Consider the following 15,381-nt stretch of genomic DNA (forward strand, 5'->3'; position numbering starts at 1 on the left):
TTTTAAGTCTCACCTCCTTTCATCGAGTCATCTTCTTCATCTGAAGACTCGTCATCATCGGGTGCCGGTGGTGGCATCGGCACCGGCTGTGGTGCTTTCTTAACGTTTGGCATTTCTTCAGGTAAAAATCCGTCCTGCTTTAAAAGCCAAACCGCTTGATCAGATTGCAAGATTCCTGAACTTGTAAGATTTTGAATCATAGTCGCGTGATTATTGCCGGATGGATCCAAAGCAGGTCTAAGATTCACCGTGATATGTGCGTTCATCTTGTCGTCTAGTTCGCTCGCTCCTGCTTGCGAAAATCGGTTTAAAGCATTAGCATACATACCCTGCAACTGTGTGATACTACTTTGCTGATCGCCCTGCCCATTTAAGTAGCTGTCCGGGACGCCATATACTTTTGCGATCTGCGTACCCGTCCAATCCGCTTGCTTCAAAAGACTAGCCGTGTCCGATTTAATTTCTAGCGGTGTGTACTTTGTAAGATCGTCAAGTACGATTGGCCCAGCATCTGGGTCTCTCGATACTTCCATAAAGTATTTTGATAGATTGATCTTATCCCGATCGCTAACTTTAGACCCATTCGTGATTGATAAAACACCATTTGACGCGATCGACGTATTTAATGCTTTCATTGTCAAGTCGTTGGATGCTTTCTTGATGTTTAGTTCATTACTCAAAGCATTTAGTGGACTCATACCAGTCAGCCCACCGTCGATACTCATCAGCCGGATATGAATCATGTCACTAGCTGGCACGCTTTCCATTCTTCCAATATCTGGCTCATCAAAAGAGATGTTGTAAAGCATTCCTGAGCCATCGTTGAGCCTTAAAGGTTGGACTTGCGAGGGTCTTAAGTACTCCCAGTGAAGGTCAACGCCATTCACATTTCGCCAACGATAAGCAAAACACTCACCGCTAAGTAAAAGTTGTGCGTACATCGACTGCCAAAACGCGTGCCCATTAGTCATCACTGACGGATCATCAATTAGCGCTTGAACTCGTGGCGAGTCTGCTGTAAATTTCGCAATGGCTAGATCTGCCGAGATCTGTGAAACCAGCGAAAAAATATCGCTGTTCCGTAGAGCTTCCTGCGCACTGACATAGTGGTAGGGATTAATTCCGAGTGATGACCACCCAAAATCGCCTTCAATCGGTAAACTCTGTTTTTGATCGCCCGACTGCCAGTTAAAAAACTGTTTTATTTTTTCCGATATTTTAATTTTTCTCACCTCCTTTCCACACATTCAATCTCATACTGATTTCTTCCGCCACTTGATCCGGCGTCATCCGCTCTACCTCTGTACTCTTGTCATTTGCCAGTGAGAAGTCTTCAAAATGATACATTGCTTGATAAAAAGCATCGATCAGTGCATCGACAACGTCGATTTTATAAGTTGCTTTTGATTTATCTACTTGTATTCCAAGAGAATCCTCTTTTATTTCTGCATTAAGCAAAGCCTTTTCCATGACTGGATCATTTAGTCTCGTTACCGATCTCTCAATAAAAACTTTTTGTAAAAATTTGGTCGGGTCTTTCAGTTCACTGGTTCTTTGTCTGATTGGCATTAACTTCCAGCTTGTGTTTAGATCTAATCTTTTTACAAACTCAGACATATTAAAAAAATCGTACCCAAACATGATCACCTCTAAGTGGTGATCCTCGACATAATTTAAAAGCCACTCGTAAACTTGATCTGGATTGATCAAGCCATCCGGGTGACTGGTAATAGTACAAAAACCTTGTTGTTCTTGTTCACGATAATTTATACCGTCTTGCTTCTCCTTAGCATCAATACTTCCTGCGTTATGCCAAGGTATAAAAGAGTGCTGCTCAATATGGAATTTTTTTCTCCCATTCTCATCAATATAAGGGTATACAAAAGCAATTGAAGTATTATCAGAAAACATGGAGTCATCGAATCCAATATAAACTTGCTTTGCTTCAATATTAAAATCATCAATCACAGCTGAACCAACCTCGTCCAGCTTCAGAAAGCTGTTTGTCTTTGTCTGAAGCCACATATTTAAGTTTTTGTTTTGAAAATCAAACAAAGAACCCGCAAGCATTTTTGACTCTCGGTCATTCAACAAACCTTTAAGTAAACTATCTTTTTGATCAGGAAGATTTAACAAAGGATTTGATTTACACCAGGTTTCGGGCTTATAAGTTTCAGACAAGTCATCTTGTTGCCAGATCAAACAAAGTGTTTGCTCAGATTCACGTTTATAATCCCTCTCCATTGCTTCGATCATTTGTTTTTCTTCTCTGTGAAATGGAACGTTTGGAACTTTATAGGCTGTAGAAATCTTTATAAATTGATGATTAAATTCTTGACTTTGTCCAGTTGTAATAGACCCCACATTTTCTAAATCAGGTATATCCCCCATTTCATCAAAAACCGCTAAAGTATAGTGATCACTATCATACTTACCACCACCGTAACTGAGCATGTGAATCACATTACTCATTTCTTTAGCAATAACTGATTTATCCATTGGCTGTAAGCCTATCTCATCCATCAGCTTTGAAAATCTTTTTTGTTTTTTTAGAGTACTAAAATTTGTTTTTATATATCGAAGTAACTTTTTTGACTGCTCAAAAGTTGGAGCTGTAATCAACAGATCCTTGTTACTCTTGCCACGGATTTCAAACAGAAAATTATAGCAAGTATATATACCCATTATTTCTGTCTTACCTTGAGCACGTCCCATACTAATATCTGCGTTTGTAAATCTCTTTTGGTCATCAGCATTTTGTCGCCAACCCTGAAGCATACACATAATATATTTTTGCCAGTCCATCAAACGGACGGGCTTCGATTTATCGGTAACCTCTGGACAAACACTTGCAAAATTTAAAAGGGCTTGACACTTATCCATATCATAATGGAAGTCAAACCCTTCTATATGTAGCTCTGATCTTTTTAAATCCTGGAGATGTCTAAATGCCGCCAATTGAGTCGGATAACTTGTTAAAATCTTTTTATCTAAGACATCGAAAGCATATTGAGTACCCGGATCGGTATATTTTTTCTTAATATCACTATAGCTTTGCGACTGATAAGCCCCAAAAACATCATGTGTTTGTGTTAAATCTATTCTATCCATTTGTATTAACTCATAAAGGCACTTAAGTCAGCTTCATCTTCAACCCCCGAATCTATATTTAATAACATTTCTTTTCGAGCTTTTGGCGTCAGTCCAAACGACCCAGCAATTTTTAGCATTTGGCTGCTAGCATCATTCATAATTTGAGTGGCTGGGTTCCGCTTATAACTAACCTCTGTCCCCAGTTGATCGCCTTTCGATGATTGCTTGATACTTTTTAACTCTAAAATTGTGCCGTTCTTTTTAACATTTGCATAAGCATTTCGGAAGTTTTCGTACTGTGTACAAAAAAGTTCAACAACGTTTGAATCGACTTCCAATACATCAGAATTTTCATTTAAAAATGGTACTATTTTCTTCCAAGTTGCTCTTGCGGTCGCCCCAAAATACTTCGGGGCTGTTTCTGGTAGTTGTCCCATAGACCCCCCTTTGTTTTTTTTTTTTTATTGCGAGTTATACGAGAAGATGATTATGTGTGCGCTCCTCTTAAGTCGAGACCTAGGGGGCTAAAATCGGCAAAATTTTTCCAATTTCGCGTATTGGCTCGACACTTTTTGGTTGCCCCCCGCGATCAAAATAATATTTCTTTTCCCATCGGGTTTTGATCAGATGTGTATGCCGCCCACAACTTATAAGGTTGTCCGGGTTTTGCATTTGGTCAGGCTCGAACTCGATCGGAACGATATGATCGACTGTGTCTGCCACTTCATAGATCCCAAGTAGTTTTAGGTACTGATCAATATGATCATCACGGGCAAGTACTTGGGCTCTTAAGCCAGCCCAGGCTTTTGACTTGTAGAATTTGTACTGCTCTGTCTTAGCCTCGCTACGATTGCGAGTGACCTGATCATATCTGTGTCTATACCCCTCGTCTCTTGACCGCGCCCACTTCTGTCGACTCGCCAAGTACTCAGCTTCATGCTGTCGATGTGCTGGACAGTAGTAGTGATCTGCTGATACAAGCTCGTGGCAACCTGGCTGTCGGCATCGTCTTACTCTTGGCATTACCTTCAATCCTTTCTACAAAAAAAGACGGAGCCTTAAGTCCGTCTTTCTAGTGTCAAATAACAGTGATGAAATATTTATTTTTAGATAATTCAAAAGGAGTATTTATTTTGTTGGATTATTTGACACTACCATTATTACATGGAATCCAGGGAAAGTTGACGCCAATCTTTCGCCAACTTTTTGCCAAAGTTATGCCAAACTTTCGCCAATTTTTTGCCAAAAAATGTCACTCCTCAACTCGATGCATTCGACGAAGACCCTGATTATAGTATCGTTGGGCTGTACGTATAGATATATGTAACTCATCTGCGATGTCGTCAAGCTCTTTTAAATCAACGTAGTACATCTCGATGATCTGGCATGATGTGGAGTCCTCAATAGTATCGATTGATTTTGAGATAGTATCACGCATTTGCCAAGAAGCTTCGAGTTGATGTCTTAGTCTTTGCTCCAGTCCTGCCTTTTCCGATATCAGATCGTCAAGACGATTGCGATTAGGTAGGCTAGACTTTGGTTCACTGGATAAGTTTGATCCTTTTATCTTCATCAAATCTCTTTCTTTGTCTTCAATCCTTTCTTCTAAGTACCTGATCTTCTGACAAAGCTCTCGGTATCGCCAAAGAAAATTTTTATTAAGCTGATAGTTATCTTGCGTGATACTGTACCCCCAAGTGTCTTATAGTTCGCTCTCTTTTGGTTTTACAAAGAATCCAAAATCCGTCAGAGCTTTTTCATACTTTCCAATTTCTTCTTTACTAAAATATGTGGCGTGTCTAAGATTACTATTCAATCCTAGCTTTAGGATTCGTCCATGATCATCAAGTTGTATCACGCCCACGCCTAGCTGTTGCTTAGTGCTACAACCGACTGAATTTACCGTAAGTATCATCTTTTTCCTCCTTGATTTTTACAAAGCCACGCGGTACTCTTATCTCAAGCCCGTGTGGCGCTAGGTTGCTTAATCGCGCGCTAGCATACGAAAAGCATTTGATCCTTCTTAAAGGTGATAATGCTTTTTCAAATTCACTCCTCAAACAATTCACTCTGCGCATAAAGCTTTGCCGTGTCTTGATGTGTACAAAAATCCAGATCAGCGATCACAGCATTTACTTTCTTTGCTTCAGATCGAAGCTGTAGCTTAATGTATGTCTCGTATAGCTCATGCAAGACTGCGATCGTCGTATTTATGTCGATACTTGCCTTGTTGTCTTTTGTCTTAAGTGTTACTTCTGACATTTTTTATTCCTCCATAACTACTTTTACCGCGTCTTTTAACGCCTGTTCTTTTGTCATCTTCCCTTGTACTACATCTAGCATGCGATAATCGTCCGTGCCTTTGGTTAAAATGTGATGAATAATCACTGGGCTTTTTTGTCCTGACCTGTCCAAACGCTTGTTTGCTTGCTGATAGTACTCTGGTGACCAGGTCAGTCCAAACCAAACCACTATGTGCCCACCGTCTTGGAGATTGAGTCCGTGTCCAGCAGATGCCGGCTGTGCGAGTAAAATCGGAATCTCACCTTTAGTCCATCGGTCAACATCATCTTTTGAAGTATCAAGCACATGCGCTTCTGGAAATCTTTTCAAGATTCTGTCGCGATCATGCTGGAACCAATAAAACACTAAAATTGGCTGTCCTTGTGCTTCTTCAATGATCCGCTCCAATGCATCAAGCTTGTGCTGATGAAACTCAATCACTTTGCCGTCATCATCGTAAATCGCGCCATTTGCTAGCTGTGTCAGTTTCTGCTGTAAGATAGCTGCATTGCTTGCCGTGATCGTCCCACTTTCACCATCTGATAAATCCAAGACAAAATCTTTAGCAAATTTCTTGTAAATTTTTTTCTCTTTGTCGCTCATCTCGACCTCGATGGTGTTGTCTGTTCTAGGTGGCAATTTTAGGTAATCGCTTGACTGCATTGAGATCGCCACGTCTTTGATCTTCGAGTAGATGATCTGCTCTGATCCTGGGTTTGGCAACCAATTATAAACGATGTAGCCTGATCTTTGACCCGGATGAAAGTACTGCTGTCTAAATCCAGTGATTGTTTTACCGAGTCGCTTGCCGTGATCGATCAAGTACATCTCTGGCCAAAGGTCCAACAGTGAATTTGGTGCGGGTGTTCCTGTCAAGCCCACGACCCTCTTCATCAGCGGGCGAACTTGTCGCAAAGCCCTAAATCGTTTTGCTGTTGGGCTTTTAAAGCTTGAAAGTTCATCAATGATGACAGTTTTAAATGGCCATTTTTTGCCATAAAACTCAACCAACCAAACGATGTTTTCGCGATTCGTGATATAAAGATCCACATCTCTAAAAAGTGCTCGTTCGCGCTGAGCTTTTTTTCCAACCACAATTGAGTAAGTCAAGTGACTAATGTCGTCCCACTTTTGAATCTCGGCTGGCCAAGTATTTAAAGCTACGGATTTTGGCGCGATTATCAAAGTCTTACCAAGTTCATCAAGCATGCGCAAGTCGTCAACCGCGACCAAAGTCGAAAGTGTCTTCCCTAAGCCCATGTCCAAGAAAAGTCCAGCCGCCGGATGCTCCAAGATGAAATTTACGGCGTACTTTTGATAGGGCCTAAGCTCGGCTTTCATGGCTCTTCTATTACTGGGTGCTTCTCTTCAAGTGCCCAAAAAAGCTTGTCGATGTCGTCTTTTGTTTTGACAATCAAGACATTTGCGCCACTAACTTTGAGCTGAACAGCTGAAAAAGGTTTTTTCTTAAAATAGACAAACCAAACTTCGCCATTTTCGACATATATCAAGATCTGCAAAAGCTCGACACAAAGTCCTCCCCGATCCTTCGCCATATCGTAAAACAGTTCTTTTAAAGATAATTTTTTTTCTTCCATATTAGTCCTCTTCATCCGCAAACCACTCGTCTTGATCTCTCTCATCGATCCAGTCATAATACTCGCGATCTGCTTCTTCTCTGTCATCTTCGAGATTATCAACAAACCTCTTCACTTCTTCTTTTGTGGAAATCACAAAAACTTCACCACCACGATCTTTGATTTTTTCGATCATCAAAACTTGATCAGCTCTCGGCTTTTTGCCTGGCGCCTTTAGCTCGACAAAGTAAACATGATTCGCATAAATTACGATTCGGTCGGGAACACCACGCGTTCCTGGTGATGTCCATTTGAGGCAAAGCGCTCCAAGGTCTTTCATCTGCTTTACAAGATAGCGCTCGATATCATTTTCTCTTTGCATTTTTTAGTCCTCTTAATCCAAGTAGTCATACTCAGTAGCATTGGTATTAATAATTGTCTGAATTGGAATGTCATTTTCAAGGATCCAGCGACTCCAAATGTCCCACATAAATTGATTGATCTGTGCTTTTGAGTACAAGAAATCGACTGTTCCCCCATTTGAATCAAAATCATTACAAGGTCTTCGACGTTTTGGCCGACCTCTCCGGGAATTTGCGACCCTAGCAAAATACACAAGTCCTTTATAACAAATGAAAAAGTTCGGACTATTGGGTTTATAGTCGGCTAATTGCTGATAATAAATTGGGTGATTTTCACATATTTCTACAAAATAATTTTTCAATTCATTTTTATTCCGCACTTTTTGTCCTCTCTTTTACGTAATTAAATGCGTTACTATACTTCTCAAAAGTCTTTTGTCTGTCTTGTACTGACTTGTCCATTGCCTTAGCCCAATCAAACATATCTGTCTCGATATGCTCTGGGTACGGATCACCGACCCACTTATCAATCTCAAAATATCTTTTTACGTCATCTGTACGTGGCATAGTGTTGATATCACTAAAGCCCATGTGATTATCTGTTGGGTTTTCGATCAAGAAAACTCCTTTACACGTTCGTGCCAGTGAGTCACCTTGCCACACAACTGCGTTCATCCCGCGGATCGCAAGATTGAAAAGAAGGAAAGGCATTGCTCGATCTGATAGCTCTTCACAATAGAAAAGGTGCTCTTGCGGTAGATAGAAAAACGGACTCTCTTGAATCATGTCATTCCACCAACTCACAATTGTCATGCCACCCGTTCCTGCTGCCACGTCATATGTACTTTTTGCTGTTTCTGGATTTTTGATAAGGATCGAAAGTATGTTTGAAATCGATGTCGGAGTAAAATCTTGTTTTCTAGTTTTTCGTTCCGCTTGCTCATCTTGAAAATACTCGTGAAACCAGTCGTATGACACGTCCGTCGAGACATCTAGAAATTCCCGAAAAAGTTTTTCGCGTTTTTTCTTATCAAACATAATTTTTAAAAGTTTGTCTGGTGCTTTGTATGACTCATCAACCCCTAAAAGCTTGTTGACTGTTTCTAGGTCAAATTTACCTCTTGGCATTTTTGTCCTCCCTTCTTTGAATTTCTGTCACCTCTGAGATTTTCTGTCACAGCCCAAAGTCATGCATACCAAGGACTTTTTAATGGTTTGTGACAGAAATCCGGGTTTTTATCAAAACATTAGTTATATATATGTATATGTTTTTTTATTTTTTATATTCTTTTATATTTTTTATTTTTCTTACGTGTATATATATAGAAAAAATAGTAATTTCTGTCACAAAACTGTCCTGAGCCCTTGGCTGGTGCGCTTTTCGAGTGTGACAGAAATTTTTAATTTGTGACAGAATTCTGTCACAACTGATCAAAATCAGTGATTGGGATGCTCAACCCTATCCATGCCCAAAATTGTCTGCTGCTTTCACGAACCTGTTTCTTTTTGTATCCCATGTCTTCGAGACGCTGTCCAAACTTGTACTTGCCTAATGCCTTCTCGCCATTTTCTTCCGTAAAATCGGTGTACGCGATATACATGTCCTCAACACTGGTATAAGCTTTTTCGTCTACTGTCAAAACCTCATCGATAAAGCGACCAACCTGGTCATTTCCTTTAATCCACTTTCTGAGCTCGCTTCGCATCGCATCGCTTTCCGTGAAGCTTTCGGTTTTAAGTACCATGCGGAGTCCCTCCATCGCGTTGTTGAAGATACCCGGGATTTCCTTCAAGATTTCTTTATAAGGAAAATTCTTTTTTACTTCCCGCGTAATTTTCTTATCAACTTTTAAAATGACCGCACGCCTTTCCATAGCACCCGTTAAATCGCGCATCGCGGGCAATCGGTTCATCGTAAAAGTCAATTTTGCATAATTCCTAAATTGAATCGGTTTTCCATACTTGTCATCCGCATATATCAAGTCTTCTCCTGTCAGTGCTTTTAAAGTTGTGGCATCTTCCAGATATTTTGCCTTCGCCTCAGAATCAAAATTTGCGGTTTTCCTATAGAGAACGATTGGGGCAAACTGCTTGGTCATCAAAGCATCAAGTGATACTGATGACGTTGCCCGACCATCTACAAGTTTTCTGATGATATTGATCAGTGTCGATTTACCACCACCACCAGGCCCATAGATAAAAAGTAATTTTTGGACAGGATAGTCTCGATAAAACATATATCCGATCCACTCGTACAAAAATGCCAGTGCTTCTTCGTCAAGTAGCCACTTCACAAAGCCCTCAAATTTTGGCGAGGTCGCGTCTGGATCATACTCGACAGGATAAGACGCACGAGCGTGTAGTCCAGGATCAAAAGTATCCGAGAATTCGCCAGACATGATGTCATATACGCCATTTTTTAAAACAATTTTGTTTATATCGGTATCTTCAAAATCATCATCCGTATTTAAAAGATTTTTGACTGCTTGTACGGTGTCTTTTACAATGGCGCCCTTATACAGCTTCTTTAGATAATTTTTTGTGAGCACTCCTGCAAGGAAATTTTCTGCATCACTTTTCCAGATTCCCGTTTTTGGGTCATAGCGCAAGAAATTTTCCTCGTTGTTGAAAACCTGATAATCCTGGATAACTTTTCTTGCTAGATCGTACGTGTTGACCATAGTCGCGCCACTTTTACTGATACTCAGCCAATGAATTTCTTCCTTTTTAGGCTCTGCGACTTCGGTGTAATCAGAAAAATCATCAGTGGCATTTCCCGTCGCCGTGTCCTGCCACTCCGCGTAAACACTTTGATCTTCGAGTGCAAACTCGCTCATCTTCTTATAGCTCGGATAGCTTGTCACTGGCGTGTCCGCTTTGACCTTGCCGTCCAGATCACCAAATTTATGGATCCGCACGAGATCAAAAGCATTGGTCAGCTCACCACCCGTCGGGTCAGTCCCATGATGTGAGTAGGCAAAGACGTCATCGTAAAGGACGAGTCCGCCTGTCGTCGATCCTGGCAGGTACGTGTAGCGATCATCGTGAGCTGTTGGCTCGTAGACGTCTGGCAAAAATTTCTCGATTGCTTCACGGATCGGGTAGACTCGATTGAATGCCCCGATCACACCCCTTTTTGTCAGCGGATCGCCCGCTTTTTTTGCTTCGTGCTGGTGTACTTCAGCTTCACGCGAGCTCGTCGGCCAGAAAGATGAATCTTGCCAGCTGTCGTACTCGCTTAAAACTTTGTCCGGATCAAGCAATCTTCCCTGCTGGTAGTCGAAAAAGTATTTTGCACCTTTGCTATGTGACGGCCAGTACATCAGACGCTCAGGCTGATAAGTACTGTCATCAAAGTGGTCCATGCCAAGCTCTTCCGCAACTTTTCGGGCAATCGGTACATACTCATCTGACGTCACTGGGCGTGCTAGTGGGATCACGAAGCGGATTCGCGGATTGCTTGGCGTGTACTTGTGTGTACTGTACACCGCAAAGCTAAAGTCCCAGATCATCGTGGCGTCCTCAAACAAATTTTGACCTTTGGTCGGGAAGTCGACGTCGAGCGTCAGAACTGTCCTGTTTTGGACATTGCCCGCTTTTCGCCTGCCGTCTTTCAGCCAGCCACCGACAAAACCGCCGACATCTTTCACATCGTCTTGCTGTGATAGCGTCATCTTCGTCCACTCGGCTGGCGTCTCAGGAGTCACAGTCGGCTTTGACAAACGATCCAATAGAGCTGACCACGAGAGAGTTTCGTTTTTCCATCTCTTTTGAGTTCTTTTACTCGCAGTTGCTATATGGATCTCAGGGTTTGGATCGATATTTATCACTTTGTTTTCCAACTTTTACCTCCTTTCTTTTAGAATTTTTTTGGGTTTTAATCTTCTTTCGTTAGAGCAGTGATGACCTTTGCTAAAGCCATCGTCACCATGATCTTATTTTCAAAAGCTCGTAAAATATCGCCCTTATAGACATACATATACTTACTAAAAGCCAGCTTTACCAGCTCATCTCGAACTTCTTCTAAGGCCTCCATCGAGCTTTTGGTCGTCTGAATATTTATCAGTGAGTCATCTTTTGACATATCCTCGTCTTGCTCGATCGAGTAAGGACTTTTTGCAAGCTCACTGATAAAGTCCAAAGCTTCATGTCTAGATAAAGCTTTATCATGTGTGGGCTCATTAACTAACCCAATTCTTAGATAAGGTGCTTTGTCGTCTAGCCCCCAGTAAAAAATAATTTTTTTTGTCATTCTTCGCCTACCTCTACTTCCTTGTAGCAAGTACTAGATACATCAAGCTCTTTGGCGCAAGCTCGGATACATGGTGTGTCCCAGATGCTCCCTGGGATTCCAGCTATTTTGATGTACTCTTGATCCAGATCAATCAGATAGCCATCTTCACGCGTCCAGATGTCTTCGCGATTCCAAAACTCGTCTTTTTCCATAAAAAGCTGCACTTTTTCGCACGATGGATTTTTTGTGTACTTTTCACAAAAAGCTTTTGCTTGCTTAGGATCATAAAATTTTGCTAACATTTTTCTTCCTTCGTATACGTGATTTCAACTTTTGATGTCTTCCTGACGCTCTTTTTCACTACTTTTGCTGTTTTCTCTGCTTCTTCATACGTGTCAAAAAGCTTTGCGATAAAAAGGGCAGAGCTAAAGTAAAGACGCCACTTTTCTTCTCTTTCAAAGTAAACTTTGTTATTTTCGCTGTCTGTCACTTGTATAAGATACTTGCTCTTAGTCGTCATCATCGTCCTCCTCTTCGTCGTGCCAGATCAGCCCTAAAAGTTCCTGAGCAAATGGCTCTAAACTCTTATAAGGGATAGTCCAAATTTTTCCCTTTCTCGAAAGATCTTTATCATCTGCATAAGCACTATATTTTTGTATAAGCGCGTCTACATCTGGGCGTGAATACCACATCTGATTAGAAGTACAAGCTATTTCATAGAGCTTCCATACTTGATCTCTTGCGAGATTCGAGTCTTTACTTAAAAGAACTTTTTTGGATATAGACTCCCTATTGATGATCGTCCTTAGTCCGTCCGCAAAATCTTCCCATTTTGACGGAGAAAGAAATCGCGGATTTTCGATTTTAAAGCACTTCAGTAACTTTTTTGTTTTTTTCCTGTCTATACCTCGTGCTGTTCTATACAGGCCACTAAGTACACTGTAATTTTCAAGTTCTTTTGCCACTTTTTCTCCAACTTCTTCTTCTTTATAGCAATCCTGCATGTCATTCTTCATTTGAAATTCAGCTCTTATGCAAGGTGTGCCCCAGATGCTGCCAGGCGCTCCCGCTACATAGATGTAGTCTTGATCAAGATCTATCAAGTAGCCCAGATCCTTCATCCAGATAGTTTTTATACCCCAGCGTTCATCTTCTTCCATAAAAAGTATGATTTTTTCACAAGTCTCTTTTTTTGTCTGTTCCTCACAAAATTCTTTTACTTTTTGCGGATCATAAAATTTTGCTTTCATTTTTCTAATCCTTTTTATAATATGGGCTCTCAAACCCCGCTGCGTTAAGTGGTAAGCCCTCGGCCCAGTCAACGGGCTGGCACATGATATCGCGCATCTCTTCGAGTGATCCAAAGCCATTTGGTACGTCAGTCACAATCTCGTCATGGATATGGAAAACAATTGGATAACCTGCTTCTTCGACTCTAAGCATTGCGTCTGCGAGCAGATCACGAGCTGTCGCTTGCACGATGTTTTCGACCAGCTTTCCGCCGTAAGTGTCAAGCTTGGTAAAGCCGACCTTGTCACCTTGACCGTCATACACAATTTTCGAACTGCCAAACTGATCTGGCTCTAGCCTTGGCTTTGCATACGCCAGTGATCTTCCAGACGGTAGCTTGATGAAAAGAAAGCCTTTCGACTTGTAAAAGCGAAGCCCCTTTTGTAGGTGGACAACACCACCACGGGTCAAAACTGTTTTGACCGCGGTTTCGCAGTCTCTCCAAAATTTCACAATTTTGAAGTTGGCTTCGCGCCATTTGTCGACGATTTCGGGAAGCTCTTCTTCCTTCATGCCCATCTTTAAAGCACCCATAGCTTTCATCGCCCCAACTGAACCTTGATAGCCAAGAGCCAAAGTTGCGATTTTTCCTTTTTGACGAGTTGCTTTGTCGATTTTATCCATCGGAATTTTAAACATTCTGCTGGCAGTTGACTCATAGATTTTCCCCGAAGTTCTAAAAATTTCGAGTGTCTCTTTTTCGTCCGCGTACCATGCGATCACCCGTGCTTCAATTGCTGAAAAGTCACAGACAATCAAGCGATGACCTTCACTCGCGACTAGGCCTGTTCTAATCAGCTGTTTTAAGACGTCAGGTACGTCATCATATAAGATTTCAATATCATCGAGCCTTTTTTCTCGGACGAGCTCTCTCGCGGTGTCCAAATCTGACAAATAGTTTCTTGGAAGATTCTGGACTTGAAGCAGACGCCCAGCCCAACGGCCCGTTCTACTTGCCCCATAAAATTGGAGCAAGCCATGAAGCCGATCATCTGAGCACTTTGCGTCACGCATCATCAGATATTTTTTTGTTGATGACGTCGAAAAGCTAAGCTTAAGTCTTAAAGCTTCCGCGACGTTGTCAGGCAGATCACCTTTTGCAAGTCGGTCTTGCACGATTTCCTTGCCAAGCTTTTCAAAGGGATATCCTTGATCTGCTAGCCACTTTTTAACTTGTAGTAAAGAGTGCGGGTTGACCACGCCGGTTAAATCCTTGAACTTTTTTTCGTTTTCCTCGTTGCCCTGCTCGACCATATCAATCGCGCCATTTGCGAGTTTTGAGTCAACCGCAACGCCACGATCATTAATACGTTGATCCATGAACCAAATTTTCCATTCGTGCTCTGGAGTTTCCAGGACTTCGATTGTGTCGTCGACCGAGGATTCGGTTCTCACATCTTGACCACAATAACTTAAAAAAGTTTTCCAGCCTTCAGGGTCATGCTCTGGCAAGTTTCTAGTGCGCATACCATTTGCTTTGGTAGGTTTTGCGGGTTTTGAGAAGTAGCTTATCAGTCTAGCTCCGCGTGGGTCTTTGACTTGATCGACTTTTAAGTAGTCCGCACATTGCTTAAGTGAGCCAGGTAGACCAAGCTCTCTTGCATGCACCATTGGGTCTCGCCAAGCCTCCGGTTTTAGATACTCTAGAGATTTATACATCCCGTGTCGTCTTAAATAGTGAGTAAGACAGACTCTTTCAAATTGTGCGTTCCAAGCGGTTTTTATAAAATCTGGTTCAATGATCCCTTCGACGATCTCGATCGGGATTTCATCTTGCGTCAAGTCACAGACGACTGTTTCCTCGTGATTGACCTGATATGCAAAAATCAAAACATCAAAACTTGGGTCGTCAGAATATTTATATAGACCTACTCTTGGTAAATCTTGTTCGCTATAGGTCTCAATATCGATCATCAGTCTTTGTTTTGCCATAGAGTTACATCATGGCTGGATCATTGGCCAAAAGATCGTCGGCACTGTCATCTTCAAACTCTGCAAAATCCGCCGCTGCGTCCGCGTGGAATCCTCCAAGTCTTTCGCCGTCTCTTACTTTTTGAACTGTTGCAAGGCTGGCACTGATTCCTTTTTTCATTGTCGAGTCATAGGCGAAAAAGCTCATCCCGACACGTCCCCACATTCCGCTGTATATTTCTTCTGGATCTGTCGGATCTAAAGGCTTTGGGTTTCCGGCTTCATCACGCAAAGTACCTACGACTTCTGGCTTATATTTGTTGGATACACCCATAAAATACATTCCTTGATATTCTTCAAGATCCGGGTGCTCAAGATCTCCGTCCCTGAGAGTTGTATTCACTGCTTCAAAAGGTGTCTTTCCAAAAATTTGTTTTTTCGCTTTGTAAGCTTCTTCTTGGCCTCTCTTGATCTCAGCTAAAGTCTTTTTGCTGGTTTTTGGGATCAAGATCATCACGCTATACTTTGGCTCTTGACCAGCTCCGATCGCATATGGCTCGTCTAGATGTACGTATGAAAATCTCACTAATTCTGGTGTTACTACGTATGTTGGTTGTTTTTCTTTTGTCAT

General features: G+C 41.7%; 18 protein-coding genes. All 18 read right to left on the reverse strand.

The window, feature by feature from the left end; all coding sequences use genetic code 11:
• Window positions 1–2: 2 nt before the first annotated feature.
• Window positions 3–1,232 (reverse strand): phage portal protein, encoded by a 1,230-nt coding sequence (locus R8749_RS07270; RefSeq protein WP_317695463.1) that lies wholly within the window; start codon window positions 1,230–1,232, stop codon window positions 3–5.
• Entirely contained in the window at window positions 1,219–3,111 is a 1,893-nt protein-coding gene (locus R8749_RS07275; RefSeq protein WP_317695465.1) for a terminase TerL endonuclease subunit, read from the reverse strand. Before R8749_RS07275 ends, R8749_RS07270 begins: the two co-directional genes overlap by 14 nt.
• Window positions 3,112–3,116: 5 nt before the next feature.
• Entirely contained in the window at window positions 3,117–3,530 is a 414-nt protein-coding gene (locus R8749_RS07280) for a phage terminase small subunit P27 family (protein ID WP_317695467.1), read from the reverse strand.
• Window positions 3,531–4,345: 815 nt separating this feature from the next.
• Window positions 4,346–4,666: a DUF1492 domain-containing protein gene (locus tag R8749_RS10830; protein WP_425613188.1), complete on the reverse strand. Its 321-nt coding sequence runs from the start codon at window positions 4,664–4,666 to the stop codon at window positions 4,346–4,348.
• 129 nt (window positions 4,667–4,795) lie between these two features.
• The gene (locus R8749_RS07285; protein ID WP_317695468.1) at window positions 4,796–4,951 is read right to left on the reverse strand and encodes a hypothetical protein; all 156 of its coding nucleotides are present in this window, start codon (window positions 4,949–4,951) and stop codon (window positions 4,796–4,798) included.
• A 191-nt stretch (window positions 4,952–5,142) separates the two neighbouring features.
• A complete protein-coding gene (locus R8749_RS07290; RefSeq protein WP_317695470.1) occupies window positions 5,143–5,355 on the reverse strand; it encodes a hypothetical protein in 213 nt (70 codons plus the stop codon).
• A gap of 3 nt (window positions 5,356–5,358) precedes the next feature.
• Window positions 5,359–6,717 carry a DEAD/DEAH box helicase gene (locus tag R8749_RS07295; protein ID WP_317695472.1) on the reverse strand — a complete coding sequence of 453 codons (1,359 nt, stop codon included), beginning with the start codon at window positions 6,715–6,717 and terminating at the stop codon, window positions 5,359–5,361.
• Window positions 6,714–6,974 (reverse strand): hypothetical protein, encoded by a 261-nt coding sequence (locus R8749_RS07300; protein ID WP_317695474.1) that lies wholly within the window; start codon window positions 6,972–6,974, stop codon window positions 6,714–6,716. Before R8749_RS07300 ends, R8749_RS07295 begins: the two co-directional genes overlap by 4 nt.
• Window position 6,975: 1 nt before the next feature.
• Window positions 6,976–7,335, reverse strand: coding sequence for a PDDEXK family nuclease (locus R8749_RS07305; RefSeq protein ID WP_317695476.1), 360 nt, complete (start codon window positions 7,333–7,335; stop codon window positions 6,976–6,978).
• Between the two features lie 12 nt (window positions 7,336–7,347).
• Window positions 7,348–7,695 carry a hypothetical protein gene (locus tag R8749_RS07310; protein WP_317698571.1) on the reverse strand — a complete coding sequence of 116 codons (348 nt, stop codon included), beginning with the start codon at window positions 7,693–7,695 and terminating at the stop codon, window positions 7,348–7,350.
• The gene (locus tag R8749_RS07315) at window positions 7,685–8,443 is read right to left on the reverse strand and encodes an N-6 DNA methylase (protein WP_317695478.1); all 759 of its coding nucleotides are present in this window, start codon (window positions 8,441–8,443) and stop codon (window positions 7,685–7,687) included. The genes R8749_RS07310 and R8749_RS07315 overlap by 11 nt, the downstream gene beginning before the upstream one ends.
• Window positions 8,444–8,736: 293 nt before the next feature.
• On the reverse strand, window positions 8,737–11,157 hold the full coding sequence (locus R8749_RS07320) for a DNA primase family protein (RefSeq protein ID WP_317695480.1): 2,421 nt from the start codon (window positions 11,155–11,157) through the stop codon (window positions 8,737–8,739).
• Between the two features lie 35 nt (window positions 11,158–11,192).
• Entirely contained in the window at window positions 11,193–11,567 is a 375-nt protein-coding gene (locus R8749_RS07325) for a hypothetical protein (protein ID WP_317695481.1), read from the reverse strand.
• Window positions 11,564–11,851: a hypothetical protein gene (locus R8749_RS07330; protein WP_317695483.1), complete on the reverse strand. Its 288-nt coding sequence runs from the start codon at window positions 11,849–11,851 to the stop codon at window positions 11,564–11,566. The genes R8749_RS07325 and R8749_RS07330 overlap by 4 nt, the downstream gene beginning before the upstream one ends.
• Window positions 11,845–12,072, reverse strand: coding sequence for a hypothetical protein (locus R8749_RS07335; protein ID WP_317695485.1), 228 nt, complete (start codon window positions 12,070–12,072; stop codon window positions 11,845–11,847). The genes R8749_RS07330 and R8749_RS07335 overlap by 7 nt, the downstream gene beginning before the upstream one ends.
• Entirely contained in the window at window positions 12,059–12,799 is a 741-nt protein-coding gene (locus R8749_RS07340) for a hypothetical protein (protein ID WP_317695487.1), read from the reverse strand. Before R8749_RS07340 ends, R8749_RS07335 begins: the two co-directional genes overlap by 14 nt.
• 4 nt (window positions 12,800–12,803) lie before the next feature.
• On the reverse strand, window positions 12,804–14,771 hold the full coding sequence (locus R8749_RS07345; RefSeq protein WP_317695489.1) for a DNA polymerase: 1,968 nt from the start codon (window positions 14,769–14,771) through the stop codon (window positions 12,804–12,806).
• Between the two features lie 4 nt (window positions 14,772–14,775).
• Window positions 14,776–15,381 carry a DUF2815 family protein gene (locus tag R8749_RS07350; RefSeq protein ID WP_317695490.1) on the reverse strand — a complete coding sequence of 202 codons (606 nt, stop codon included), beginning with the start codon at window positions 15,379–15,381 and terminating at the stop codon, window positions 14,776–14,778.

It is taken from the genome of Xylocopilactobacillus apis, assembly GCF_033095965.1.
Taxonomy (GTDB): domain Bacteria; phylum Bacillota; class Bacilli; order Lactobacillales; family Lactobacillaceae; genus Xylocopilactobacillus; species Xylocopilactobacillus apis.